This is a genomic window from Halobacteriovorax sp. CON-3 (assembly GCF_043196995.1).
GTDB lineage: Bacteria > Bdellovibrionota > Bacteriovoracia > Bacteriovoracales > Bacteriovoracaceae > Halobacteriovorax_A.
This window is the reverse complement of sequence record NZ_JBEBNA010000002.1, coordinates 352,723-377,934: the sequence shown is the minus strand read 5'-3', so window position 1 is coordinate 377,934 and position 25,212 is coordinate 352,723. Positions and strand designations below refer to the sequence as shown.

The following is a 25,212-nucleotide window of genomic DNA, read 5'->3' as shown; positions in this document are numbered from 1 at the left end:
TGGTATATTTACTATTCTAGGTAGGAATAAAACCTGACCGAGTTGTCTCACTCGGCCAGGCATATCGTCTTATCTTTTCAGATCAAAGCGATCAGCTTGCATTACCTTAGTCCAGGCCTTAACGAAGTCTTGCATGAATTTCTTCTGTCCATCGTTAGCAGCATAAACTTCAGCAATAGCTCTTAGTTCTGCGTGAGAACCAAATACTAAGTCGACTGGAGTTGCAGTGTACTTAACCTTTCCTGATTTTCTATCAACACCATTGTATAGACCAGGAGTGCTTGATTTCGTCCACTTATTGTCCATCGTCAGAAGGTTTACAAAGAAGTCATTTGTAAGTTTTCCAGGACGCTTAGTGAAGACACCATTTTTTGATCCATCAGCATTTGCGTCAAGCGCACGCATACCACCGATTAAAACAGTCATTTCAGGAACAGTTAGACCTAACATATTTGCTTTATCAATTAGCATATAAATAGGAGTTCTTCCTGAATCTTGCGTATAGTAGTTACGGAAAGCGTCTGCCTTTGGCTCAAGATAAGCAAATGAAGTGACATCTGTTTGTCTTTGAGTTGCATCACCTCGTCCAGAAGCAAATGGTACCTTAACTTTGTTACCAGAAGCCTTCTCAATTGCAGCTGCTCCACCAAGAACAATTGTATCGGCCAGTGAAACGCCATATCTTTTACTAATCTTTTCAAGCTTAGGAATTACTGTATCAACATTAGATACTTTATTAATTGCCCAATCTTTTTGTGGCGCCAAGCGAATACGTGCACCATTAGCACCACCACGCATATCAGTTCCACGATATGTAGAAGCTGATGCCCAAGCAGTTCTAACAAGATCAGATACTGATAAGCCTGACTTTAAAATATCAGATTTAATTGCCGAGGCCGTTGTATTAGAAATCTTCTTCCCTTTAGGAGTTGGATCTTGCCATTTAAAAGACTCCTTCGGAACTTCTTTACCAATATAGCGCGCTTGTGGCCCCATATCACGGTGAGTAAGCTTGAACCATGCCTTAGCAAATGCATACTCAAATTTCTTTGGATCATCTAAAAAGCTTTTCGAGATTTTTGCATAAGAAGGATCTTCCTTAAGAGCAATATCTGTTGTGAACATGATTGGTGCGTGGAATTTATCTTTTACGTGTGCATCAGGAACCATATCCTTTGCACCTTCATCTGTTGGAATCCACTGGTGTGCACCTGCTGGAGATTTCGTAAGCTTCCAATCAAATGACCATAAGTTATCGAGGTAACCTGTAGTCCATTGTGTAGGAGTTGCATTCCATGCTCCTTCAAGTCCTGAAGTAATTGTATCTTCCGAGTGACCTTTTCCACACTTATTCTTCCAACCAAAACCTTGGTTCTCTATTGGAGCTCCTGCTGGATCAGACTCTAAACAATCTTGAGGCTTATGAGCACCGTGTGCCTTACCAAAAGTGTGACCACCAGCAATTAGCGCAACAGTTTCTTCATCATCCATTCCCATTCTTCCAAATGTTTCACGAATATCTTTTGCTGCTAATAGAGGATCAGGCTTTCCGTTTGGTCCTTCAGGGTTAACATAAATTAGCCCCATTTGAACGGCAGCAAGAGGTCTTTCTAGCTCTCTCTCACCTTTGTATCTCTTATCTCCCGCAAGCCACTGAGTTTCAGGGCCCCAGTAAACAAGATCAGCTTCCCAATCGTCTGTACGTCCACCGGCAAAGCCAATTGTTTTAAATCCCATATCTTCAAGAGATACGTTCCCAGTAAGAACCATTAAGTCGGCCCATGAGATTTTATTTCCGTATTTCTTTTTGATAGGCCAAAGTAGCCTCCTGGCCTTATCTAGGGAAACATTATCTGGCCAACTATTAAGTGGTTCAAAACGTTGTTGACCACCACCGCCACCTCCGCGGCCGTCGTGACTTCTATATGTACCAACACTGTGCCATGCCATACGAATAAAGAATGGCCCATAGTGACCGTAGTCTGCTGGCCACCAGTCTTGTGATGTTGTTAATGTTTTTCTGATGTCTTTTTTTACTGCAGAAAGATTTAGCTTTTTAAATTCTTTTGCATAATTGAATTTAGATCCTAGTGGACTTGATTCCACTGAGTGTTGTCTTAGAGGTGTTAGATCGATTCGGCTAGGCCACCAAAAACTATTTGGCTTGGCTTCACCGCTTGCGAATTGCTGGCCCATATTTTCATTTGAGTTAGATGCACAACTCAAAAGTGCTACAGTAGCAATTAACAAAGGTAGTTTTCTTTTCATATTTGGCTCCTTTGAAAATCTATGTTTTCGATGCAATCAGTATCGATGAAAGACAGGTCTAAAGATAATATATTTCGTCTATATCAGGATAGATTTTAGCTATAGAAGCACAAACTTAATTTTTCTTAACTATCAATCCACATGGTCATAAACATCATAAACCACTAGAATTACAACACTAAGAAAGAGAAAATAAAAGAGGCGGGATTATTTAAAAGGAAAAAATGACAAATGGCCCTCCACATATTGGCGTACAGAGGGCCTTTAAATTTACTTTTTCGTTTTCTGAAGCTGAGCTAATTTTTTTGAGACGTGGTCGGCATCTAACATTGGATCAACATCACGATCAATTGCCACAATCTTTAAGTTTGGATCAATAATAAAAGTCCATCTTTTTGAAATATTAAAAACGGCCATCTTCGCTCCAAATTTCTTTGTCACCTTCCCGTCCTCATCAGAGAGTAGATCAAATTGAAGAGAATGCTCTTCATGAAAAGCTGCCTGATCTTTTACAGAGTCAGTACTGATTCCATAAACTTCAGCACCTAGTTTTCTAATTGATTTGATACTATCGCGAAAAGCACAAGCTTGTTTAGTACAACCAGGAGTTCCTGCTTTTGGATAGAAATATAAAACAGTCCACTTCCCTTTTCGTGACATCATTGAAAAGTCTTTGCCCTCATGATTCTTTACCGTAAACTTCGGAACACTCTGTCCTAGCTTAATTTCTTCCCCATGGGCAAAAGAGAACATGATACACATGACAATTAATAAACGACTGATTACTTTCATATTTCCTCCAGAAATTAAAAATTAGTTAATTTTATCTCTCTTAATTATATATACGCAATAAACTTCAAAATAGATCACTTAAACATAAGTTCTTTTTAAGATTTGAAAGTGCTATAATCGCCACATGACTGATAGACAAATTGAGTTTCATTCAAAATTTGGCACAATCTATATTTGCGCTAATGAAAATGGTGTTTCTTATCTTGGCTGGGAAGATCAAGAATACGACGGCCCTCACTATGAGGATGATAAGCGTATCGCAAAATATCTCAATGAGGCCCACGATCAACTCGAAGAATACTTTGCTGGAAGCCGTAAGAAATTCTCCATACCTCTAAGCATTAACAAAGGTACGGATTTTCAAAAACAAGTTTGGGCACAACTTCTGGATATTCCCTACGGTGAAGTGACGACTTATTCTGATATTGCTCAAAAGGTCGGATCTCCAAACGCCGTGCAAGCAGTTGGAAGTGCCAATGCCAAAAATCCAATATGTTTAATCATTCCTTGTCACCGCGTCATCGCAAAGTCTGGTGAGCTTTCGGGCTACGTAGCTGGAGCAGATATTAAAGAGGCCCTTCTAAATCATGAGGGTGGTATGTGGACGCTTTTCGACAATTCAATGACTTGAGCATGATCTAGACAATTGCTCTGGGCATAAATTAAAGCTTCTAGGCATGGCCATACATCCCCTACACTAACTCCCTATGTCATCTCACAAAAGGTAATTTGAATAACTTTTGCAAAAGAGAAATATAGACGAAGATAGGCCCACAGTGTTAAATTTGAACCCATGAATGAAAATAATAAGAATAAAAAAGACATGCGTCCAAAGCAGGACATCCCAACAATCCTATCTCGCGTTAGCCGCCCTAAGAAAGCTGTTATTACAGCAGGTATGCCGTATGCAAATGGCCCAGTTCACATTGGTCACTTAGCAGGTGCTCATGTTCCAGCAGATATTTACTCACGCTGGATGAGGCTACTGGTTGGCGATGATAATGTACTATTTGTTTGTGGTACAGACGACCATGGTTCAACAAGTGAAGTTGCGGCAAAGAAGCTTGGTAAGACAACGCAAGAATTCATTGGTGAAGTTCATGCAAAACAATCAAAGACAATGGAGCGCTACTCGATTGGTCTTGATACATATACTGGAACTTCAAAGGAAGAAAATTACGAAGCCCACAAAGAGCTTTGTCAGGATTTCCTTAGAAAAATGCATGCCAATGGAATGCTCGATAAGAAGACAAGCCAGCAATGGTTTGATCCAAAACTTAATATGTTCCTACCTGATCGCTACGTTCAAGGTGATTGCCCAAATCCTGATTGCTCAAATACAAAAGCATATAGTGACGAGTGTGACGTTTGTGGGAAGAACTATGATCCACATGAGTTAAAGAATCCAGTTTCTGCAGTAAGTGACGCGACTCCAGAACTTAGAGATACTGATCACTGGTATCTGAATATGTGGAAAGTAACTGATCAGTTAATTGAATGGTTAAACACAAAGCAGAAAACTTGGAGAAAGCCTATTCTTCAAGAAGCTTTTGGTACGGTTTATCCTTGTGTAACTTTCACAAATAAGTCTGAACCAGCATATAAAGAAATTAAAGAAGAGCTTCCAAAGCATAAGAGTCGTTATGCTCCTGGTAGAAAGGTTCTTGTTCAATTTGAGAACTTAGCTGATCTTGCATCAGGTAAGAAACAATTAGAAGATAAAGGAATTGAGTGTGAACTGAATGATGGTTGGGCACACAGAGCGATTACTCGTGACGTTTCATGGGGAATTCCAGTTCCAACAGATATTGAGCCAGGCATGGAAGGAAAAACTCTCTACGTATGGCCAGAGTCTTTAATTGCACCGATTTCATTTACAAAAGTTGCTCTTAAGAAGAAAGGTCTGGACCCAGATCTTTATAAAGAATTTTGGACAGACCCTGAAGCAAAGGTTTTCCAATTCCTTGGAACTGATAACGTTTTCTTCTACGTTCTTATGCAGGGAGCGATGTGGTTTGGTGTCCAAGAAGACCCAATGAGACAAGCAGTAAAAGGTGAATTCCAACAAACTGACGTCTTCTCTAACTTCCACCTACAAATCAATGGTGAGAAGATGAGTAAATCAAAAGGAAACTTCTACACTGGTGATCAGCTTATTGATGAAATGGGATACACAGCAGACCAAGTTCGCTACTTCCTTTCAACTCTAAGTCTTTCAGAGAAGGCTTCTAACTTTGACTTTGAAGTTTTCAAAGCAAAGAATGCATTCCTTGCTGGGCCAATGAACGCTTCATTTGAAAAACCAATCTCAGCTTGTCACAAGCAATTTGGTGGCGTGGTTCCTAAGGGTGAGCTTATCGGTAAGACTGAAAAAGAAACTCTTAAGATTGTTCAGCAATATACGAAATTCATGGAAAAGGGAGAATACCCTAAAGCACTTGGTGCCCTTGAGAATTACGCTCGTATTATTAACGGACTATTTAATCAGTACAAGCCTCACGATGACCGCTTTGATGAGAAAGAAAGAACTGATGCACTTTACTCTTGTTTCTATATTCTAAGAAATATCTTAGTAATGCTTAGGCCATTTGCGCCAGAGACAATGGAGAAGCTTCGTGTCTCTTTAAATCTTCCAGAGAGTGTTTACTCGATTGATGAGCTTGCAAAAGAATTCCCAGAAAATCATAAGATTGGGGAACAAGCAGAATACTTTCCAGCAGTTGATGCTGAGTAAGAAATAACAAAGGGCCTTTTAAAGGCCCTTTTTTTTATTAATCTAAATCTTCTAGCTGACTTTTTATTTTATCTTTTAATTGTTCAAAATTGATATCTTCAATTTCAACAATCATCCCATCCTCTATCTGCCTTGCTTCTACATCATCGAGATCATCTTCATCTGCAACTCCGATTACTTGCTCTAGAGCAATGGACATATCACGATGAACAAATGGGTCTAGCTCATCAAGTCCAGCAGCAAAAGTTGTTCCGACAGCTGTACCAGATGGAACACCAAAGAAGAATCCACCAACAGCAGCGACTCCACCATCAAGACTAACTCCTGTACCAATATAGTAAGCGGCCGTGGCCTTTGCTCCAATAATTAAACCGAGGTAAGCAGAAACTGCTAAGATTGCGACATCAGCACCTGCTGCATAAAGAGCGTGGCGTCCATTCATATCGGCCATCTTTTTAATATCGCTTCTGGCAAATGTTCTGTAATCAGAAAAGAGATTACGGCATTTAAGCTCTTCTCTATTCCCATGACATTCTTCGAAGATATAACGGTCATTAACAATTTCCGTTGCCTTAATATACTTATAAGGAGTCTCTTCAGCCTGAATAAATGTCGAGGCCTGATTAAGTTGTGAGAGTAAAAGAACTCCCGTTAGAACAATTTTCTTCAGTTTTGGGCTTAGTGTTTTCATAGCTTAAATTTATCAAAAAAATAGATCGAGATAAGCTATTTGGTAAGAATTCCAGAGGGTGAACATTCCTTAGTCACCGGTGTAAGTCTCTGAAACATGGCCATCAACGAGGAAAATCTCACGATCTGCCATTGCTGCATAATCAGGGTCATGGGTTACCAGAGCAATTGTCGTTCCCTTCTCTTTATTAGTTTCTTTTAAAATATTCATCACAATCTCAGCATTTGCCGTATCGAGATTTCCTGTGGGCTCATCTGCAAAAATATAACTAGGTTCCATAATGAGGGCCCTGGCAATGGCCACTCGTTGCTGCTCACCACCTGATAGTTGCCCTGGAAGCTTATTACGAGTATGTGGAATATTGAGTTTTTCAAGTAGCATATTTGCACGAGGCTCATACTTTTTTAAGAGACCAAGATTTCGAGGAGGTAATAGGATATTCTCTAAGGCCGTCAGCTCTGGAAGTAAGTAGTGGAATTGAAAGATAAATCCAATATGACGATTTCGAAACTCATGAATTTCATCAACACTCATATGAGTAACATTCTTTCCATCAATATAAATATGGCCAAATGTTGGTTCATCGAGAGAGCTAATAATATAAAGAAGGGTTGATTTTCCACTTCCAGAACGTCCTGAAATAGAAACAAACTCTCCCTTATTTATCTCCATGGAGATATTGTGAAGAATACGTTGAGGTGGATCTCCAAATTCTTTTATAATACTTTCTGCTTTTATCATCACTCGCCCCTTATGATATCAATTGGAGTCATTCGACTTGCTGATAGAGCAGGAAGAAAGCTTGCAACCAGCGAAGCAACAAGGGCCGCAACAAATGCAATGATATACGTTGAAGGTGTATAATCCATAAGTAAGTGATTATCGCCACCAATATTTATATTTAACTCAATACTTTCGACAGCTCGACAAATGATGAATCCCAGGATTAGCCCAACAGCTCCACCACTTACACCAAGGAATATACCTTGATACATAATAAGCTCAAGAATTCGTTTGGGGCCATAGCCAATAGAGCGAAGAATAGCGATCTCCTTTCGCTTTTGGTTAATCATAATTGTTAGAACATTATAAACCCCAAAGGCAGCTACAATAAGAATGGCAATTGTAATAAAGTAGCGAACTATATCTTGCATCATTATCATTTCCATAAACATGGGATTAGACTCTTTCCAGTCTTCAACTTTATCATGGCTTAATAGAGACCACTGATCAGCAAGCACTTGTGACTTATTCATGTCGAATAGTGATACTGCTATTTCAGAGACTCGCCCAGGTGTCTTATTAAGTTTTTGTACATCTTCAAGGTGAGAGAATGCTATGGACTTATCTGCTCGATCATCTCCGAAAGAAAAGAGTCCTACGATTTTAAATGAGTTTTTATGTGTCAGGCTTCCCGCAATGACCTCTACATACTGACCAACACGTGCTCCAATTTCTTCAGCAGCAGCGGCACCAAGAATGATCTTATTTCCTCCACTAGCAAGTGACGAAAAATCACCTTCCACCATGTAATCAGGAATATCACTAATTCTGATTTGTCGTCTGGCATTTGTTCCAATGAGCCCCATACTGTGAGTAAGATCACCACGCTTTAACATAACCTGTATTGTTAAGCGGGGGCTAAAGTCATAGACATCTGGATGATGAGAAAGACGATCTGCCCAACCTTGATAATTTTCTAGTTTTGATTCACTTCTTTTTCCATAGGGAGGGGTGACCCAATCGACTTGTTTATTTTCATAAAACCATTTATTAACGAGGGGGCGATCAATAAGATCTTCTTTACCAGAGATTAATATATGAGCAGTATTATTTAAAAGGGCCTTAATGATATATTGCCTAAGCCCGAGCTGAATTCCAGATATAGCTACGTAGAGCATCGTACCGAAACTAATGCCTAAGAGAATAAGGAGTGTTTGCTTTTTTTTAGAAAATAGTTGCTTCATCGACAAGAACAGCATGACTACCTCTTAATGAATAATAGGTCTGTAAGCTTAATATCTCCTGAGACAACCTCAACCCACATTCCATCATTATTTCCTGTGACGACTTCGACTTTTTCTCTCTTCTTATCTCGCATGCGAAGAACTTTTCCATTACTAATGGCCTTAACAGGAATTAAAAGTACTCCCATTTTCTTTCCAACCTCGATGACCACATCAGCAGTCATGCCAGGAAGAATACTTTTTTCAAGCCCTTTCACTTCGATGCGGGTGATGAACTCACCTTCTCTTGGATAAATCGTTTTTACATATCCTTCATATTTTTTTTGAGACTGGCTTTCAAAAATGATTCGCGTTTTTTGATTTGGGATAACTCTTAGTGCGGCTTCTTGCTCTAGTGAAACTTCAATAAATTTTTCATTAAGATTTTGCATTCTAAGAACAGTCACTTGTGGTAGGACAACTTCTTTTTCTTTATTAGCTATAAGAGTGACTGTGCCGTCAAAAGGCGCTTTAAAAAGAACACGGCCATCGAAGCTAACAAGGCGGTCACCTTCTTTAACTTTTTGCCCTTCTTTAACATAGAGTTTCTCAACTAGAGATAGGACACCAATTTTCACATTAAACTCTTTATCAGTATCGACTCGCCCTAGGCCATAAATGGCCTCCACAACATCGCCTTTTTTAGGAGAGATTAATTCATAATTATTTTTAAAATAGAAAACTCTTAGAAGGATCGCAGATAAAACAAAGATAACGACAATGGTGAAGATATATATCTTTTTCAAGCAAAACTCCTAGGGTACACATTTTTTATTTATTCTCGCATACCCTAGTGGCCAATATCAAAAGAAATTTTGACGTTTAAGATAAGCAATTAAATCTTCACTATATTTAAGATGAGACTCTTCTGTATATTTCGCTTGCGTATAGACTTGGGCCAAATTCTTTGCTCCGACGTCTTTAATCATTTGATGTAATCGCGGGTTATCACGATAACGCTTCATCCCCTCGACTTCTCTTTCTCGATAGATCTCTAGCACCTCTTCATCTGAGTATTTATGATATTTCTCATAGTGAATTAGGGACTCAAGTGGAAGCCTCTTTCTTAAATCAGGTGCCTCGTCTGGATGGCCAAGAGCAAAGCCTACGACAGGAACGACATTCTCAGGTAACTCTAAGATCTCACCAATTTCGCCAGCACTGGCCAATGTTGTCCCCATGTAACAAAGTCCCATCCCTAGACTTTCAGCAGCTAACGCTGCATTCTGACTAGCGAGAATGGCATCAATTGAAGCAATCATAAAACTCATATAATTATCAAAATTGTTAGCTGCTTCACTTAATGTAAGCCACCTTCTCATACGATAGAAGTCAGCACAGAATGTTAAAAAGATGGGAGCATCCATTAGCATACTTTGTTCAAAGTGGGCCTGGTACATCCTCTCTTTCATTGCTCTATCTCTTGTCACAACAACTGAGAAGGATTGCATATTTCCAGAGCTTGATGCGCTTGCCGCTGCACTTAGAATGAGTTCCAAATCACTTTGTGAAATCTCTTTGTCTGAAAACTTTCTAATTGAACGATGAGAGTGTAATTGTTGAATAAACTCATTCATGGCACGAGTCCTTTCTTCCAACAAAGTTAGCAAAGACAATTTTATCTTGAAGTAGAGCTCCCTTTATTTGACACTGACCAAGAAACTCGGCCAGTAGTTTAACTTTAAACTCCTTACCTCTCTCCTTTGCGATAAAATCACCAGATACAAAGCGATCATTTAATTGACCAGTAAATGATGATTGAAAAACTCTTGGTACTTCAAAGATACCTGTCACTTTCTTGGATGCTGAGATATTTGATACTGTAAAATAATCTTTAAAAAATTTACCGCCAATATTTACTTCAAGTTCATAGCGGCCAATATAATTCGTATTTGCAAAAGCACTTTGTCCAAATATAACAAAGTATAAAATAATCTTCTTCATGATTACCTCTTAAATTTTATATAAAATAGATCGAAATTTATTATTAACTAATAATGTGTGAAAGGCGCACTAGCGCCACCAAAGGATAGAAATAGAGATTGCATAACGGCAAAGTCGACAATTCATATTCACAAAATAGAATTATCAACTTTATCCGTAAACAATTTCTTTCTTACAAGAACTCTCTTTATTTTGCTTTTCTTTCAAAGTAAACGAGATCAATGAAAATCGAAGTCGCGAGAATTATTTTCTTCTCCTGCTCCGTTAGTGTCTGACTTTTTAAATCGATGGCGAAGTTGTCGCGATCAGTAAACATTTCTGAAAAGAGTCCAGAAAACTTTTTCAACACGAGTGCAACCTCTTGGCCACGGGAGTAAAATGGATAAGTCCAAGGCTTCCAAATTGGTGAGCGCATCTCCATGATGACATTCCCTTGAGCATCTAAGACATCAAATTTCTTTGTTATTAAAGAAAATCTTTGCTGAAGTGAACCAATCATTTGGCCATTTAAATCCTGTACTTCAAGGCGCTGAAAAAAGAAGCAAAATGGATGCTTAGCAATCATATACTCGTTGCGAGCTTGGTCAAAGAAATGAAGATCAAATGTCCTCCAGTGCCCTAGGAATTGGCGCATGATAAAGCCAAGAAAACCTTTTTGTTGTTCTGCTGCATAGCCTATAGGATTTTGTGCTTCATCCAAGAATTGATACTTATTTCTTGTCTCATAGCCCAAAAGCTCCCAATTTTCTCTTACCTGCTGCACAAGTAGCTTACTATGCTGATTTAAGTCCATTTTTCCTCACATTTATTCAAAAAATTTATGAACTGATTTTAACATATTTTCTAGCTAACTTATTATTTTCACGAGGAAAATAATAATACTCGGGCAACTCTATAATTTCTATTTGAACTAAATATTATTGAACTCAGTTTATTAATACGGTAAATCTATATATGTCACATCGATAGGAATAGAATGAATTTAAGAATAAACCCCAAAAGGCCAACAGAGAGTATTAAAGATATCTTAAGGATTATGGACTTCACTCTTGGTCCGTTTACAATGCTCTTTGCAATTTGTGTTGGTGTGTACGAGTATCAAATCTCACAAAGACTAAATAGCTTCTTTGGAATCTTCGCTTTTCTTATTTTCAATCTCACAATTTCTCAAATAAGTATTCGAGTTAAGAACTCTCTAAATATTGAGGTCTTCAGACAAATTTTTGCAATCTGTGTCCTCTGCCCTTTTGCAGTTTATATCGTTGATGGGCCATTCTCACCGTTCTGGTACCTTTATCTCATTATGATTGTTGCCAGCAATAATATCTTCTTTGAAGTAACTGGAAAGCATATCTATAGTGGGCTTATCACCCTCTTAGCTGTTATTAGCTATATCACTTCAAGTTACTTACTTCTTGATGAGCCAGAAACTTCCCTTATTATAATTCATTCTCTGACTATGATTATGTTAAGCCTACTCTTCTACAGACTCCTTAGTCTTGTGGATCGCACTTATCGAAGTGAAGTGAATAAGTCGATTGCCTTACAAGAAACAATGGATAAGCTTAATAGCACTAAAGAGAGCCTTATCTATAGTTCACGCTTAAGCGCAATTGGAGAGATGGCCGGTGGGATTGCTCACGAAATAAATAACCCTCTAACTGTTATCTACGGATCTATTTATCAAATTAAGCGCCTACTAGATATTGGGGAAATAAATAAAGAGAAATACGATATTCACATTCAACGTATTCTTGAAACAATTGATCGCATCACTCGTATCATCTCGAGTCTAAAAGTTGTTTCACGTGAGTCAGCTGAGATAAAAAGAGAAGTCATCTCTCTTAAAGATATTCTTGTTGATGCAACGGCCATTTGTGCCGAGAAATTTAGGGCCCATGGCATCGAGCTTAAGTTTGATCTCGAGGATAAAGCCTTTAATGTGGAAGTTGATGCTGATAGAGTTCAAATCTCTCAGGTTTTTATCAATCTTTTAAATAACTCTTATGATGCCATTGAGACATCTGAATCTTCTTGGATTGATATTTCAGTCAAAGAGGTTGAAGACTTTGTTCTTGTCAGCGTGAAGGACTCTGGCCTAGGAATTGGCACGGACCTTCAGCGAAAAATATTTGAACCTTTCTACACTTCAAAAGAAGTCGGAAAAGGAACGGGATTAGGACTATCGATTTCAAAAGGAATTCTAGAAAAGCATCAAGGGGAATTATTCCTAGACACAAGTGAGAAAACAACTTGCTTTGTGGTAAAGATTCCCAAAGCAAGTTGAATAGTTTCTATATTAGAAACAAGCAATATACGAATCACCGATGCTACCTAGGAGCTTAGACCCAGATTCATCGAGAATATTTCCATAAGAGTTACCACCGTCACAATGATCTTCAACAGTAACGACGATTGTATAGACTGTACCAGTTTGTGTCGCCTCAAGCCTTCTAAGCTCTAAGGCATCTGCACAGTACTCATAATCAAAATCAGCTAATCCAGTGTACTTTGCAAATTCTTCTTTTGATAATTTAGGAAGGCGCTCAGAGTAAACCTCAGTGTATTCATCACGATCATAACTTGAAGCAAGATCAACATTATTTAACTCTGGACAGGCCATAGCTGAGCTAAAAAGAATAACTGATAAAAGAACAACAACTGATTTCATAACGACCTCCACATAAACACAGGCTTTATTTACCGCGGGGCCGTTCAGTTATCAATTATATTAAAAATATAGATTTCATCTAATTATGAGATATTCACAAGATGCCCATCTTCACTGGGTGACTGCGTTATCTCCCAACGGTTCCCGTCTGGGTCCATCAAAAGAAAGCTCTTCTCTCCCCATGGGTGATCCTTTGGTTCACCACTCACCTCAAATTGATACTCTGAACTTAAGGCCATTAATTTCTTATAGAAATCATCCACATTTTCAACTGTCACTCCGTAAGAGACTTGAGCTGGATTATCTACTAATTCAAAGAATTTAGAGGCCTTTCCCACTGGACGAAAGAAGGCCACGCGACTTTTGTCAGGAAGGACAAAGTCTGCAAAGTCTTCATTGGCAAAGTGGGCCTTAACACCAAAGACATCTGTGAAAAAGTTCGAAATATTCGTAACATTCTTAGAAGTAATTACTAAGTGAGAAAGTGCTTTGATCATAATTCATCCTATTTCTATTCATGTTATAACAATTCGATTGACTTAGGTAGCCTTTAAGATTAAATCATCTCATCCATTATTTTGGTGGCCAATCCTTCCTGCCACCCTTTGAGGCCCTAGGCCTAGTGAGAACATTTAAATGCAAGAGCTTGATGCGCTGATCGAATCCTTAACCGAGAAGCGATACTATGTGAGCGATACGCTTATTTCAAACGAACTAGCACGTGCCCTAAAAGACGAGGCCCAGACACGTTTTCATATCGGAGACTTTCAGGAAGCTAAGGTAGGACGACAACTAACAAAGCGACTTGACGAAAGAATCCGTGGGGATCTCACTTCCTGGATTGAAGGAGATATGGCCGAGCACCCGCTGGCCCTTCAACAATATTTAAAATTTCTTGATAATCTCAAGGATCAACTCAACCCTATTTTCTACCTAGGAATTCGATCTTACGAAGGACACTTTGCCTGCTATGACGAAGGAGCTTTCTATCGCAAGCATGTGGATCAGCACCGAGGAAGAGGCCTTAGACGCCTAAGTGTGATTCTGTACTTAAGTGACATGGGTGAAGCTGATGGTGGAGAGGTTGTTATCTATCATCATGAAAGACAAGATGAGGAAGTAACTCGTATTAAGCCTATGCTTGGAAGACTTCTTATCTTTCTATCTGAAGACCTTCCTCATGAAGTTCTTCCTGCATATAAAGCGAGGCTTTCACTAACAGGATGGCTGAGGGCCTAATTGTTAAGATTTTCTAACAACACTCCATACTATGTTCAGATTTTATGGCCAAGATAATGCTGAATTAGAAAGGAGAGATTTATGAAAATGAATGAAGGCAATGCAGATCGTATTATTCGAATTATTGTAGGAATGGTCCTTATTTCTTTAGTTGTAATAGGTCCTAAAACCTATTGGGGTCTTATTGGAGTCGTTCCATTAATAACAGGAATCCTCGGTATATGCCCAGGATATTCACTACTTGGCCTCTCAACTCGAAAGAGCAAGAAGGCCCACTAGAATTTAAACTATGATATAATCTCTATTAAAGAGAGGTCGTGGTTTGAATACAGGTTTGAATACTAAAGAACTCATAAAATCAGAGTTAGGCCTTGATGGCATAACTCTCTATATCGACAAGAGAAGTAAGTTCTTCTTTTTCATGAAGTATGAAAAAGAGAACTTTATGGTGCTTTTAAAAAATGAAATTGAACCTGAAGCTCTTCCTTTAATGAGAAGATTTACAGATGAGTATCCGGAGCTTCCAACACTCATCAAAGAAACAGACTCTCTTATTCTCTATGACATACCAAATGGAAAACTCGCAAGGCTCGTCGAAGAAAAGGTTGATGAAGACCTAGCAAAGAAAGTCACAGAAATTCAAATTCGCTTAAATGAACTGACGTCCCCATATGGTTATCATTTTGAGTGGCAACTCAATTACTTTTTTATTACTAAAAGTAAGCTTATGTATATTGATTTAGAAACATTAGAGTTTGGAGAGGAAACGAAGACAATAGATATTCCAATCTATGATCAGTTGAGCTTAGAAGAGCGCGTGAAGCTTAAAATCCAAAAAGAAAATAAGAGATTAAGCAATCACGAGCGCTTCACAAGGTGGCTAAAGTAACTCCTACATAAAGAGGTAAATACTTAGGCCAATTAGGAATAAGATTCCTACGATCTTTCTTTCCTTCTTCATTGTATAAGCTAGATATAGCCCACTTAAAATGATTAGCAGTAAGAAAATTCCGACAATCTTTTCAACATACCTTAGAAACTGCGGTCCATGACCTTTATGAAGTTCAATCAATCTTTTTAGAAGGTTTGGCTTCACGTAAGAGATATGAGTTCCATCTTCTTTTACTTGAAACTTATAGTAATCACGAGTTGTTGGTCTAGTAATTGCTCCATCCCCGACTGTTTTAACATAGGCAAAATCGTAACCTTCATCGATTTCATTTAACTCAACTGAAATATTTTCTTTTGTTAATTGCGCCTTTGAAAGTTGGACGACTTTCACAGGTTCAACAACTTCACTTCCTTTAAAACCTAGTAAGTAAGAAACACCAGTAAAGGCCATCATTAAAAGTAATGGCGAAGCGAGAGCTGATAAGTAGAGGTGAATCTTAATAAAAAACGGGCGATTAAATTTCATATTCTATCCTTTAATTCCACAACGAGAAAATGCTTGTGGTAGTGATAATAAGTTTAGGCCAATTTCTTCATCCATCTTTCTTTCAATCTTTTGAACAATTGGAAAGAAGTAGATTTCAGTTGTCACTGCAACTGTAGCGCGAAATAGGTGTCCACCTTTACAAGAAAAATCCTCATCACCTAAAACAGTATGAATATGAAAAAATGGTTTTCCATCTAAATGGGAAAGATTTCCATCAAGACTTAGAAGCTCAAAGTCACCATTAAATTCTTTGCGATCATATGTTTTCGTATCAAGGTGGTAGAAACCAAGCTCAACATCTTTCAAGGCCCCGATACCTTTTAGCATACCAGCACCAAGCTTTTCCGCTGCCGCAAACTCTTCTAGGGATGTAAAAAGATCTTCGTCTTTATATAATTTGATTAAATAGCATTCTTCTTGCTTGATATATTGCATGGTAAGCTCCTGATTTCATTGTGTAATTATAACAACTTCACTATTAAAGTCTCGACTCGTTGCTCCCTGAAAAACTTCTACACTCTCTTTACTCAAACGAGGCCAAATGATAGTAATTGAGCATGAGAACGCTTCCCTTCATTCTCGCCTTCTTAGTACTATTGGCCCAGGAGTCGATGGCCATGGAGTGCTTTAAAGAGCACCTTGATGCCGCAATCTCAAGCAATCGAAACCGTCGAGAAATTTACTCAGATCATACAAATACTAAGAGCAAAAAGATTTCAAATAGCCTGATCTTCGCAGAAAAAATATCTCTTATCTACGCAAAGCTATTAAATCCAAGTTTAGAAAAGTATCGTCGTGCCGGTATCCCTATCCTATGCCTCGACTTTATTGAAATGAGCAAGGCCCCAAATATACCAAGTGAATTCTCTATCCCTAATTATAAATATCAAGATATTGATTCAGTTGATATTAAGGGACTTCGTTCAGAGATTTCTAAACGACTTAAGACTGAAGACTATCTTGGTATCGTTGAGTTTATCGAAGAGGAAGTTTCAAATAAGAAGAAATATAGTCAGTATAATTGCATGGTAAGACATGTTCTTGAATCCCTAGGCCGTAGCGCATTTTTAACCCCATACTATATTGAACATGCCAGCAACTTAGGACTAAAGTCTCCCAAGAAGTTACTAAACAAATATCTAAGAAGAAATATCTTTGCCCTTAAGTATTCTCACTCTCTCGATAAAAAGGCCGCTTCCCTTCAAGAAGAGGGAATTTCAATTTTATGTGGAGATGTCCCTCATATTCCGATAAGATTAGACTATGAGATGGAACTTTCTAAATACTAAAATTGGTCTTGCTCTTGGTGGAGGTGCCGCAAAAGGTATCGCACACATTGGCGTCTTAAAAGCATTTGAAGAACAAAGAATTCCAATTTCCTATTTATCAGGAACAAGCGTTGGTGCTATTGTTGCTTCTTACTATGCCTTTGGTAAGAATTACGACGACTTTCTATCCTTAGCAAAGAAGCTAAATTATAAAGACACAATAAGCTTAACAATTCCTAAGAAAGGTTTTTTTAGTACGAAGTCCATACGAGAAATGCTCATCAAAGATCTTGGTGATGTAAATATCGAAGATGCAAGAATTCCTCTGGCCATTTGTACGACTGATATTTCAACTGGTGAACAAGTCGTTTTCTACAAAGGAAATTTGGCCGATGCAGTTTGTGCCTCTGTCTGTGTACCTGGTGCATTTGTTCCTCAGGTAATCAATGGCAGAACTCTCGTTGATGGAGGTATAACAGAAAATGTTCCCGTCTCTCCACTTGAAGATATGGGCGCCGGAATTATCGTTGCAGTCGACTTAAATGGAGTACAAAAGTATCAAGAACCTGATGATACTTTCGCTATCATTAGTAATGCCATGGATATTGCCATTGACCTTAGGACACGAGAGCAAATTGAAGATGCAGATATTATTCTCTCACTCGACTTAAGTAAGTATAATCGCCTCGATAATTCCAAGTGCATTCAAGAACTCATCAATGAAGGTTATACGCCGATGAAGCAAAACCTCTCTAGCTTAACTTGGTATCGCAGAGCGAGTTATCTCGAGTTCTTTAAGAAGCTTATAGTCGAAACAATTCCATTTAAAGTACCAAAGATAATTTCAAATCTTTACAAAGAAAGACTTGCTAAGATCTCTATCAAATAAGCTCCTTTTTTATTTCTTTTAAATGCGATAAAATTTAAAGAAATAATTTAAGATGGAGTTTACATTGTTTGATATTAATCGAGTCTTTACACTCATTTCAGGAAAACTAACTTTTTGGTACGAAGCATTTATTAAGAATATCCCAAACTTAATTGTTGCAATCGTTGCCCTATTTGTTTTCTTCTACCTTGGTAAAACTCTACGTAACTTAGTTAAGAAAGTTTTACAAAAAGTTTCCTACAAGAAGTCTGTAAATGAAATCCTAGGAACAACGACAAATGTCATTGTCATTGTTGTTGGTATTTTTACGGCCTTAGAAATTATAGGTCTTGAGAAAACTGTTACATCAATTCTAGCTGGGGCCGGGGTCATCGGTTTAGCACTAGGTTTTGCCTTCCAAGAAATTGCAGCAAACTTTGTTTCAGGTGTTCTAATTGCTTTTCGTGAGCCATATCAAATTGGTGATATTATCGAAATTGATAAGATTGTCGGTCAGGTAACAAATATCGAATTAAGAACAACGGGAATCACGACTTACCAAGGACTTGAAGTTTTTATTCCAAACAAAGATATGTTTACAAAGCCTTTTATTAACTACACAAGTACACCACGACGTCGTGTGGATATTTCCGTTGGTGTTTCGTACCACGATGATCTTGAAAAAGTTGAAAAGGTAACAAGAGAAGCACTTGAGGCCATTAATGGAAGGCTTGAAAATGTTCCTGTCGAAGTTTTCTTTGAAGAATTTGGTGCAAGCTCAATCAATCTGACGGCCAGAGTATGGATTGACTATAGATCAGGAGTCGCATTTTATAAGGCACGCCATGAGGCCGTTATGAACATTAAAAAATATTATGATAATAATGGAATTACAATTCCATTTCCGATTCGAACAATTGAGTTTTCAAATCAGCTTGATGTAAATAAGGGCTAATTGCGTCCAGTACACATTCTTTCCCAGCCCTTAACATCCTTAAGGGCCTTATTATAATCACTACGGCATCCTTCATTAGGAACATATGAATAATAGAGGGAGCCGTTATTGATTTTTTCCATAATCTCTCGCCCTTCACCTGGTACGAATGCAGGACAACCAAAACTTCTTCCCATGATATTACCGCGGTTATAATAAGCCTCGTGCATAACAACACCTTGCGAACGGGCCTTATCATTAACACCTTTTGAGAGGCCATCGAGGCGCATTCCATTATAATTTCTTCCTGAAGCTCTAAATGTTGGCCAACCTCTTTGCCCTTTCACTCTTTCATCATGACTACTAGACATATAAAATTCACCAGTCTTAAAAAAGCCAGGTCTCGTCATTGCCCACTGATCATGCTTAGGCTTCGCCCTTGCAGGCACACGACAGCGAACGAGTCTTCCAACATGATTTGATGCCCTAGTCACTCTACCACTATCAGTGATTGTCGCATCAGCGTAAGTGACACCTCTAACCTTTCCGCTACCATGAGACACTTTATAATTCTTAACCTCACCAGTTTTCATATCCAATAAGAAGAATCGTTTATGTTTAGAGTTCTGAGAGTAGTCTGCAATTGTAATATAATTCTTATTTTTAAACTTACTCTTATTCTCCTTATAATAAAGGAGTGACTGCTTTAGGGCCTCTATAGGAACACCCTGATCGAGAAATCTTTCATAGAATTGGCAATCCTCACCTCTTGCAGCAGCTTCAGCTAAGGCGAGACCTTCTTCTAGAGCTCTTTTGGCCTCTGGAGCATGGTTATCTATTGCTGTATTAGGGTCGCAGGTAACTGCACTTTCAGGAGTGGAAACAGGGTCCATTTCCATATCTTCAATTGCTTCATTTACGACATTATCAATTTGATTTTCGACGTCATCGACATAATTTGAGTTAGACATGTTTTCATAGCTATTAACAACAACGGCATTTGCGTATGTATGTAGCACCAGTACACAAAGCATCAAGTAAACCTTTCTCACGTCTCCCCCTCTCAAAGATATCTCTCAATTACCTTATCGGGGAGCTAGGTTATTATCTTAACAATAATTCTTTACAACTCAATAAAATCAGGAAATTACACCGTCTTCAACAATAGTCTCTTCAATGACTTTACGCTCTTCTTCAGTAATTGGATCTGTTAGATTCTTAATCCATCGATTCTGCTTGATGATGAAAATAGCAATTGAGGCCCCAAGGATATTCCCCACGACAAATGAAAGATAGATTCCAGTTTGACCAAGAGGTGTATGTTTTGAAAGAACATAAGCAATTGGAAAACGAATGACCCACAAAGAAACAATGGCCACCATCATGGAGATCATTGGACTTCCCCCACCTCTCATGGCGCCAGAGGCAACTTGTTGAACCCCAATGAGTCCAAATGTTAGAGCGATAATTCTAATGAAGTTTGCCCCTTCGTTAATGACTGCAATTTCATTTGGAACAAAGATTTGTAAAGTTTGCTCAGCGAAAATAAAAAAGCCAACTCCAGCAATTGAGAGAGCAATAAAGATTACCCATAGGGCCTTACTCGTAACTTCTTTGGTTCTTTCAATTTTTCCCGCACCAATATTTTGACCAACCAAAGTTGATGTTGCCATCGCAAATCCTAAGCTTGGGATAATCATTAATGTTAGTACTCGAATTCCAATCCCGTAAGCAGCTAGTGCGATATCACCGAAGGTCGCAATGAGAAATGTCATCACCATCATGGCCATTGCTCGTGAGGATTGTTCCGTTGAAGCAGGAAAGCCAAGGTGAATAATTTTTTTGGCCAAAGAGAAATCAAAAGAGATTTTTGTGAAATCTATTTTTATTCCACCCTTACCTTTTGCAAGTAAGTAGAGTCCAATAACTGCAGATAGTCCTTGAGTACAAATCGTTGCGTACGCAGCACCATCAACTCCATATGCCTTAATTGGGCCATATCCCATAATTAAGATGGGATCGATAATAAAGTTTAAGACAACAGAGAAGAGAACAATATAAAAAGGTGTCTTAACATCTCCGACTCCTCGGTACAGAGATTGGAACATCATATAGAGGTAGCTAAATATCAGACCTATAAATGAAATCCTCAAATAAGAAATCGTAATATTTTGAATCTCAACGGTCGGAGTCATTGCACGAATGACATAAGGAATAACGGCATAAGCAATACCAGCTAAGATTGCTGATGTAATGAGAATAATAAATAAAGTATGAAGACATACCTTAGAAACCATCTTTGTATTTTTTTGACCTGTATATTGAGAAACTAAGATTGTTCCTGAAACAGCAAAGCCTGCTCCCATAGAGATTAAAAGAAAGATTACAGGAAATGAAAGGGAAAGGGATGCGATAGCATTTGTCCCTAAGCGCCCTACCCAAAAAGTATCCGTTAACTGATAGGCCGTTTGTAGGAAATTGGCCATGACGATCGGTATTGATAATTTAAACAAAGACTTGATGACAGATCCTTGTGTAAGGTCATGAACTCCCACAAATATCCTTTAGTTAGTGACCTAACTAATTTTAGGCCGCATGTAACTCTTGTGTATCATCATCCTCTTCATCTAATTCTTCAATCTTTTTTTTTACGAAACACTCCTGAGCGGCTTCTAGATCTTCTTTTAGTTTAGTCACTAAAAGAATTTTATCCCCTTTTTCAAAAACAGTTGCACCATCCGGAATAATGAACGCACCATGCCTTTTAATAAAAAGTACGATTGCTCCAGGAGGAAGTCTTAAATCGACAACTCGATGTTCAACAGCATAATCAGTTTGTCTGATCTCTAATTGAACAATACCGTGTTTTGTTTGTTCAAGTAGTTCCATATCAACAGGAAAATTTGCTTCATCTTCTTGCTCAACAACAAGTCCTAATTTCCTTGCAACAAACTTTAGAGATGATCCCTGCATAAGAGCTGAAACAATCACAACAAAGAACACAATATCGAATAAGACGTGGGCCTTTTCTCCAATGTGAGTTGCTGCAAAACTTGCAAAAACAATTGGTGTTGCCCCCTTTAGTCCGGCCCATGAAACAAAGAGTTTTTCATTTAAGTTGAAACGACTCTTAATTAAACATAGGAAAACAGTTATTGGTCTTGCTGCAAATGTTAAGAAACAAGCAATGAAAAGTCCTGCCGGAGCAACTGTCAGAAGCCGACTTGGAAAGACGAGTAGTCCTAACATAATGAAGAGACCAATTTGCGAAAGCCAAGTTACTCCATCAAAGAATAATGAAAGTAAGTTCTTGTGTAGAATCTTTCGATTTCCAATCATCATCCCAAAAACATAAACTGCTAAGAAACCATTTCCGCCAAGCTTTGTTGTTAAAGAATAACCAAGAAATAACATGGCCATTGTAAGTGGTGGATAGAGTCCATTAAAGTCTAGTTTTACCACGTTATTGATTAAGATGAATGAGCGAGCAGTTACCCAACCACCAATTAAACCAATAATAGGATTTGAGATAAACATGATAGCCGTCGTTTGGGCATCTCCCATTCCTTGCTCAATGAAGCCAATAATGACAGAGACAAGAAAATAGGCCATGGGATCATTACTTCCCGATTCAAAACGAAGAATATTTTTAACATCACCAACTTGTGCCGTTGGATCCTTAAATGCAGAAAAGACAGCAGCAGCATCAGTTGCCGAAAGAATGGCACCGATGAGGAGAGATTCAAGTAAACCTAAGTCTGTTACAAGATGAGTGAAGCCACCAACTAAGAAAGTCGTGAGCATAACTCCGATAGAAGAAAGAACAACTCCTCTTCCAAAGTCTTTTTTTACTTTGCTAAATGGAGTTTCAAATCCCCCATTGAAAATAATTAGGCATAGAGCAACTAAGCTTAAAGAGTGAGTTAACTCGTAATTACTAAAGTTAATTCCACCAATTCCATCTGAGCCGGCCATCATCCCTATGAAGAGAAATAGCACAAGAACCGGCAGACCAAAGCGGCTTGAAGACTTGCTGAGCACAATGCTTAAAAGAAGTAAGATTGATGCTCCTAATAGGAAATTATTTAAGAACTGCTCCATAGGACTGGGCTTATCGGCAAGAACTACCAAAACTTAAGTAAAAACATCAGGTTATTAAGTTTTTTTTAGAGAGTATCAATCAAAATTTCATACTAACTTTACTCTTTAGCCGGACGGGAGTATGAATAAATAAATTAATGTTTCAACCATCAAACAAATATTAAAGGATCGAAAAGATGAAAAAACTCCTTCTAGTTATTCTCATGATATCAACAACTTACGCCAACGAACTTACACCTAGTGCAACAGATATGAAGTTTGTGACTGATTTTACGACTTTTGCCTGTAAGAGCTTTCGCGATAAAGTAGCTGCACCAAATGAGATTGCGGCCCTTGATGTCTCTTTTACAAAGTTAGGGATCTCTGACTCGACAAGAAGAATTATTCTTGATGTTCAATCTAATGATGGGCAATGTTTCTATAGCGCTGACTTCTCAAGACAAAAGGGTTTTAAGAGACTTGATTTTGAAACATCATATATGACCGACTCTCCAAATTGTATGGAACTTAAAGAAGAGCTAGACCGCTACATTTCTCCAGGTTTTAAATATATCATTAAATACAATGCCTATATTTCTATGCTATTCTTAACAAAAGAATTAACAAGCGTTTGTGATGAAGTAAGCGGAAATAAACTAATCGAGTTTCAGTGGAAAATTTAAAAGAAATTGAAAAATATTGTTTAAATAAATCAAATATCCCAAGTGATCTTTGCGTTGAGCTGGGCGATTATACAAAAGATAATCACCCTCTTGGGCGCATGATCTCTGGCGAGCTAGTGGCCTCTCTTTTAGGCTTCTTTATTCGTTCAAATAATTACAAGAATATTTTAGAGATTGGAACTTTCACTGGCTACTCTGCTTTGGCCATGGCCGAGAATATTCCGAGTGATGGAAAAGTTATCACAATTGATAAGAATAAAAAGATTAATACTTTTGCAAAATCCTATTGGGACCGTAGCGAAGTAGGAAATAAAATAGAGGCCCGATTCGGAGATGCAAATCTAGTTTTAAAAGATTTAGCTGGTCAAAAATTTGATCTCGTCTTTATCGATGCAGACAAAGGAAGTTATAAGAACTACCTTGAGCTCTCACTTGAGCTACTGAGTGAAAATGGCATGATCGTAGTCGATAACGTGCTTTGGAACGGTAAAGTTGCTAGTGAAATCATCGATCCAGAAGATAAGACGACGAACGCTCTTGTAGACTTTAATAACTATATTGAATCGAGAGATGACCTTTATAAGACCATGCTCCCTATTCGTGATGGACTTTATCTGATTCAGAAAAATAGATCTGTTTAAAATCTTTTTTCATACTGATTAAGTTTATGAAGTACTTATCCCCTTCACTTAGAACTTTATCTAATTTTCCAACATGGGAGTCTCTATCGTATGCAAACTCACGTGCGCTATCATCGTGATGAATAATTCCAACAAATGACTTAAACTTTGAATTTAAACTTGCATACTTCCCCATTGCGAAGTCACCATCTGAATTTCCTAAAACAAAAACTGGAACCTTTCCAATATGTTCTAAAATCCCCACAGGTTTATTTTCTTTGTCATTTAAGAAAGCAAGCTTGGCCTGATTTTGAAATTCAACTTTACCATTTTCAGAAAATTTCTTTCCAAATCTTGTCCCAATTATCTGATACGAAGGTAGATCATAGACTATATTATTTAAGGCCCTAACAAAGTGAGTTCCCCCACCCGTGACAATAAAAACCTTAAAATCAAATGCTTCTAGTGTTCTCATCAGCTCAACGCTTGGAGCATAAACGAGTTGCGTGTACTTCTTCTTTAGCTTCGGATGCTTTTTAGTTGCAAGCCACTTGGCCATATACTCCATATATTCATTATTAGTAACTCCGGCCTGCATATCAAGCAGGGCCTGATAAAGCTTTCCCTTATCTTTTACATTTGGAAATTGCTCCACCACCTCGTCGACTAGAGTATTGCTTCTATTATACTTCCCAACAATGATATCCTTATAGAAGTCCAACAGCGCTATAAACTGAACATACATTGGGTACTCCCCCCAAAGTGTTCCATCATTATCAAAGACTGCTATTCTCTCACTCTTAGGAATAAAGTTTTTAGACTTCTCGTCCGAGATATCTTTTAAATAAGTCTTAATCTTTTTTGTTACAGCAGTGTCATTCCAATATTTAAGCTCAGCTTTTGGAGAGGACTTTTTGTTACATGAAATAAAAAGAAAAATAGATAGAAAAGAAATTAGAAATATTTTTTTATGCAT

General features: G+C 38.1%; 28 protein-coding genes. 11 read left to right on the top strand and 17 right to left on the bottom strand.

Annotated features, from left to right (window positions below; genetic code table 11):
- Positions 1-69: 69 nt before the first annotated feature.
- Entirely contained in the window at positions 70-2,268 is a 2,199-nt protein-coding gene (gene katG, locus ABMA72_RS12500; RefSeq protein ID WP_392858726.1) for a catalase/peroxidase HPI, read from the bottom strand.
- Positions 2,269-2,538: 270 nt separating this feature from the next.
- Positions 2,539-3,060 carry a peroxiredoxin gene (locus ABMA72_RS12495; RefSeq protein ID WP_392858725.1) on the bottom strand — a complete coding sequence of 174 codons (522 nt, stop codon included), beginning with the start codon at positions 3,058-3,060 and terminating at the stop codon, positions 2,539-2,541.
- A 124-nt stretch (positions 3,061-3,184) separates the two neighbouring features.
- On the opposite strand from ABMA72_RS12495, the gene ABMA72_RS12490 reads away from it, so the two are divergent.
- Entirely contained in the window at positions 3,185-3,691 is a 507-nt protein-coding gene (locus ABMA72_RS12490) for a methylated-DNA--[protein]-cysteine S-methyltransferase (RefSeq protein WP_392858722.1), read from the top strand.
- Between the two features lie 162 nt (positions 3,692-3,853).
- Complete coding sequence (locus ABMA72_RS12485; protein ID WP_393057327.1) at positions 3,854-5,794, top strand: methionine--tRNA ligase; 1,941 nt, start codon at positions 3,854-3,856, stop codon at positions 5,792-5,794.
- A gap of 37 nt (positions 5,795-5,831) precedes the next feature.
- Here ABMA72_RS12485 and ABMA72_RS12480 read toward each other — a convergent pair whose 3' ends face one another.
- The 7 genes from ABMA72_RS12480 to ABMA72_RS12450 form a co-directional block, all read right to left on the bottom strand.
- Positions 5,832-6,485, bottom strand: a complete 654-nt coding sequence (locus ABMA72_RS12480; RefSeq protein WP_392858719.1) for a hypothetical protein — start codon at positions 6,483-6,485, stop codon at positions 5,832-5,834.
- Positions 6,486-6,554: 69 nt separating this feature from the next.
- A complete protein-coding gene (locus ABMA72_RS12475) occupies positions 6,555-7,226 on the bottom strand; it encodes an ABC transporter ATP-binding protein (RefSeq protein WP_393057325.1) in 672 nt (223 codons plus the stop codon).
- Entirely contained in the window at positions 7,226-8,467 is a 1,242-nt protein-coding gene (locus tag ABMA72_RS12470) for an ABC transporter permease (RefSeq protein WP_392858714.1), read from the bottom strand. The genes ABMA72_RS12475 and ABMA72_RS12470 overlap by 1 nt, the downstream gene beginning before the upstream one ends.
- 2 nt (positions 8,468-8,469) lie before the next feature.
- Positions 8,470-9,237: an efflux RND transporter periplasmic adaptor subunit gene (locus ABMA72_RS12465; RefSeq protein WP_392858712.1), complete on the bottom strand. Its 768-nt coding sequence runs from the start codon at positions 9,235-9,237 to the stop codon at positions 8,470-8,472.
- A 57-nt stretch (positions 9,238-9,294) separates the two neighbouring features.
- Positions 9,295-10,068, bottom strand: a complete 774-nt coding sequence (locus ABMA72_RS12460; RefSeq protein ID WP_393057323.1) for a nitroreductase family protein — start codon at positions 10,066-10,068, stop codon at positions 9,295-9,297.
- Entirely contained in the window at positions 10,061-10,435 is a 375-nt protein-coding gene (locus tag ABMA72_RS12455; protein ID WP_393057321.1) for a hypothetical protein, read from the bottom strand. Before ABMA72_RS12455 ends, ABMA72_RS12460 begins: the two co-directional genes overlap by 8 nt.
- Positions 10,436-10,622: 187 nt before the next feature.
- Entirely contained in the window at positions 10,623-11,228 is a 606-nt protein-coding gene (locus ABMA72_RS12450; protein ID WP_393057319.1) for a phospholipid scramblase-related protein, read from the bottom strand.
- Positions 11,229-11,411: 183 nt separating this feature from the next.
- Between ABMA72_RS12450 and ABMA72_RS12445 the strand changes: the two genes are divergently transcribed.
- A complete protein-coding gene (locus tag ABMA72_RS12445) occupies positions 11,412-12,722 on the top strand; it encodes a sensor histidine kinase (RefSeq protein ID WP_392858703.1) in 1,311 nt (436 codons plus the stop codon).
- Positions 12,723-12,734: 12 nt separating this feature from the next.
- Here the strand turns inward: ABMA72_RS12445 and ABMA72_RS12440 are convergent, their stop codons facing one another.
- Together ABMA72_RS12440 and ABMA72_RS12435 are read right to left on the bottom strand one after the other, a co-directional pair.
- Positions 12,735-13,106, bottom strand: coding sequence for a hypothetical protein (locus ABMA72_RS12440; RefSeq protein ID WP_393057317.1), 372 nt, complete (start codon positions 13,104-13,106; stop codon positions 12,735-12,737).
- An 83-nt stretch (positions 13,107-13,189) separates the two neighbouring features.
- Positions 13,190-13,603, bottom strand: a complete 414-nt coding sequence (locus tag ABMA72_RS12435) for a VOC family protein (protein ID WP_392858697.1) — start codon at positions 13,601-13,603, stop codon at positions 13,190-13,192.
- 139 nt (positions 13,604-13,742) lie between these two features.
- On the opposite strand from ABMA72_RS12435, the gene ABMA72_RS12430 reads away from it, so the two are divergent.
- The 3 genes from ABMA72_RS12430 to ABMA72_RS12420 all read left to right on the top strand — a co-directional run bounded on the left by ABMA72_RS12430 (position 13,743) and on the right by ABMA72_RS12420 (position 15,234).
- Entirely contained in the window at positions 13,743-14,345 is a 603-nt protein-coding gene (locus tag ABMA72_RS12430) for a 2OG-Fe(II) oxygenase (RefSeq protein ID WP_393057315.1), read from the top strand.
- A gap of 81 nt (positions 14,346-14,426) precedes the next feature.
- Positions 14,427-14,624: a DUF2892 domain-containing protein gene (locus ABMA72_RS12425; RefSeq protein ID WP_392858693.1), complete on the top strand. Its 198-nt coding sequence runs from the start codon at positions 14,427-14,429 to the stop codon at positions 14,622-14,624.
- 43 nt (positions 14,625-14,667) lie between these two features.
- A complete protein-coding gene (locus tag ABMA72_RS12420) occupies positions 14,668-15,234 on the top strand; it encodes a hypothetical protein (RefSeq protein ID WP_392858691.1) in 567 nt (188 codons plus the stop codon).
- Between the two features lie 3 nt (positions 15,235-15,237).
- On the opposite strand, the gene ABMA72_RS12415 is transcribed toward ABMA72_RS12420, so the two are convergent.
- Positions 15,238-15,762, bottom strand: coding sequence for a PepSY domain-containing protein (locus ABMA72_RS12415; protein ID WP_392858688.1), 525 nt, complete (start codon positions 15,760-15,762; stop codon positions 15,238-15,240).
- Between the two features lie 3 nt (positions 15,763-15,765).
- On the bottom strand, positions 15,766-16,218 hold the full coding sequence (locus ABMA72_RS12410) for a PPC domain-containing DNA-binding protein (RefSeq protein WP_393057313.1): 453 nt from the start codon (positions 16,216-16,218) through the stop codon (positions 15,766-15,768).
- A gap of 122 nt (positions 16,219-16,340) precedes the next feature.
- Between ABMA72_RS12410 and ABMA72_RS12405 the strand changes: the two genes are divergently transcribed.
- From ABMA72_RS12405 to ABMA72_RS12395, 3 genes are all read left to right on the top strand, one after another.
- The gene (locus ABMA72_RS12405; protein ID WP_393057312.1) at positions 16,341-17,072 is read left to right on the top strand and encodes a hypothetical protein; all 732 of its coding nucleotides are present in this window, start codon (positions 16,341-16,343) and stop codon (positions 17,070-17,072) included.
- A complete protein-coding gene (locus ABMA72_RS12400; protein ID WP_393057310.1) occupies positions 17,047-17,940 on the top strand; it encodes a patatin-like phospholipase family protein in 894 nt (297 codons plus the stop codon). Before ABMA72_RS12405 ends, ABMA72_RS12400 begins: the two co-directional genes overlap by 26 nt.
- 64 nt (positions 17,941-18,004) lie before the next feature.
- The gene (locus ABMA72_RS12395) at positions 18,005-18,874 is read left to right on the top strand and encodes a mechanosensitive ion channel family protein (RefSeq protein WP_393057308.1); all 870 of its coding nucleotides are present in this window, start codon (positions 18,005-18,007) and stop codon (positions 18,872-18,874) included.
- Here the strand turns inward: ABMA72_RS12395 and ABMA72_RS12390 are convergent.
- The 3 genes from ABMA72_RS12390 to ABMA72_RS12380 all read right to left on the bottom strand — a co-directional run bounded on the left by ABMA72_RS12390 (position 18,871) and on the right by ABMA72_RS12380 (position 22,954).
- Positions 18,871-19,905, bottom strand: coding sequence for a murein L,D-transpeptidase catalytic domain-containing protein (locus ABMA72_RS12390; protein WP_393057306.1), 1,035 nt, complete (start codon positions 19,903-19,905; stop codon positions 18,871-18,873). The genes ABMA72_RS12395 and ABMA72_RS12390 overlap by 4 nt on opposite strands.
- 87 nt (positions 19,906-19,992) lie before the next feature.
- The gene (locus ABMA72_RS12385; protein ID WP_392858678.1) at positions 19,993-21,408 is read right to left on the bottom strand and encodes an MATE family efflux transporter; all 1,416 of its coding nucleotides are present in this window, start codon (positions 21,406-21,408) and stop codon (positions 19,993-19,995) included.
- A 31-nt stretch (positions 21,409-21,439) separates the two neighbouring features.
- Positions 21,440-22,954, bottom strand: coding sequence for a potassium/proton antiporter (locus ABMA72_RS12380; protein ID WP_392858677.1), 1,515 nt, complete (start codon positions 22,952-22,954; stop codon positions 21,440-21,442).
- 176 nt (positions 22,955-23,130) lie between these two features.
- Between ABMA72_RS12380 and ABMA72_RS12375 the strand changes: the two genes are divergently transcribed.
- Together ABMA72_RS12375 and ABMA72_RS12370 are read left to right on the top strand one after the other, a co-directional pair.
- Entirely contained in the window at positions 23,131-23,616 is a 486-nt protein-coding gene (locus tag ABMA72_RS12375; protein ID WP_392858676.1) for a hypothetical protein, read from the top strand.
- On the top strand, positions 23,604-24,257 hold the full coding sequence (locus ABMA72_RS12370) for an O-methyltransferase (protein ID WP_393057304.1): 654 nt from the start codon (positions 23,604-23,606) through the stop codon (positions 24,255-24,257). Before ABMA72_RS12375 ends, ABMA72_RS12370 begins: the two co-directional genes overlap by 13 nt.
- Here ABMA72_RS12370 and ABMA72_RS12365 read toward each other — a convergent pair.
- Complete coding sequence (locus ABMA72_RS12365) at positions 24,211-25,212, bottom strand: HAD family hydrolase (protein WP_393057302.1); 1,002 nt, start codon at positions 25,210-25,212, stop codon at positions 24,211-24,213. The genes ABMA72_RS12370 and ABMA72_RS12365 overlap by 47 nt on opposite strands.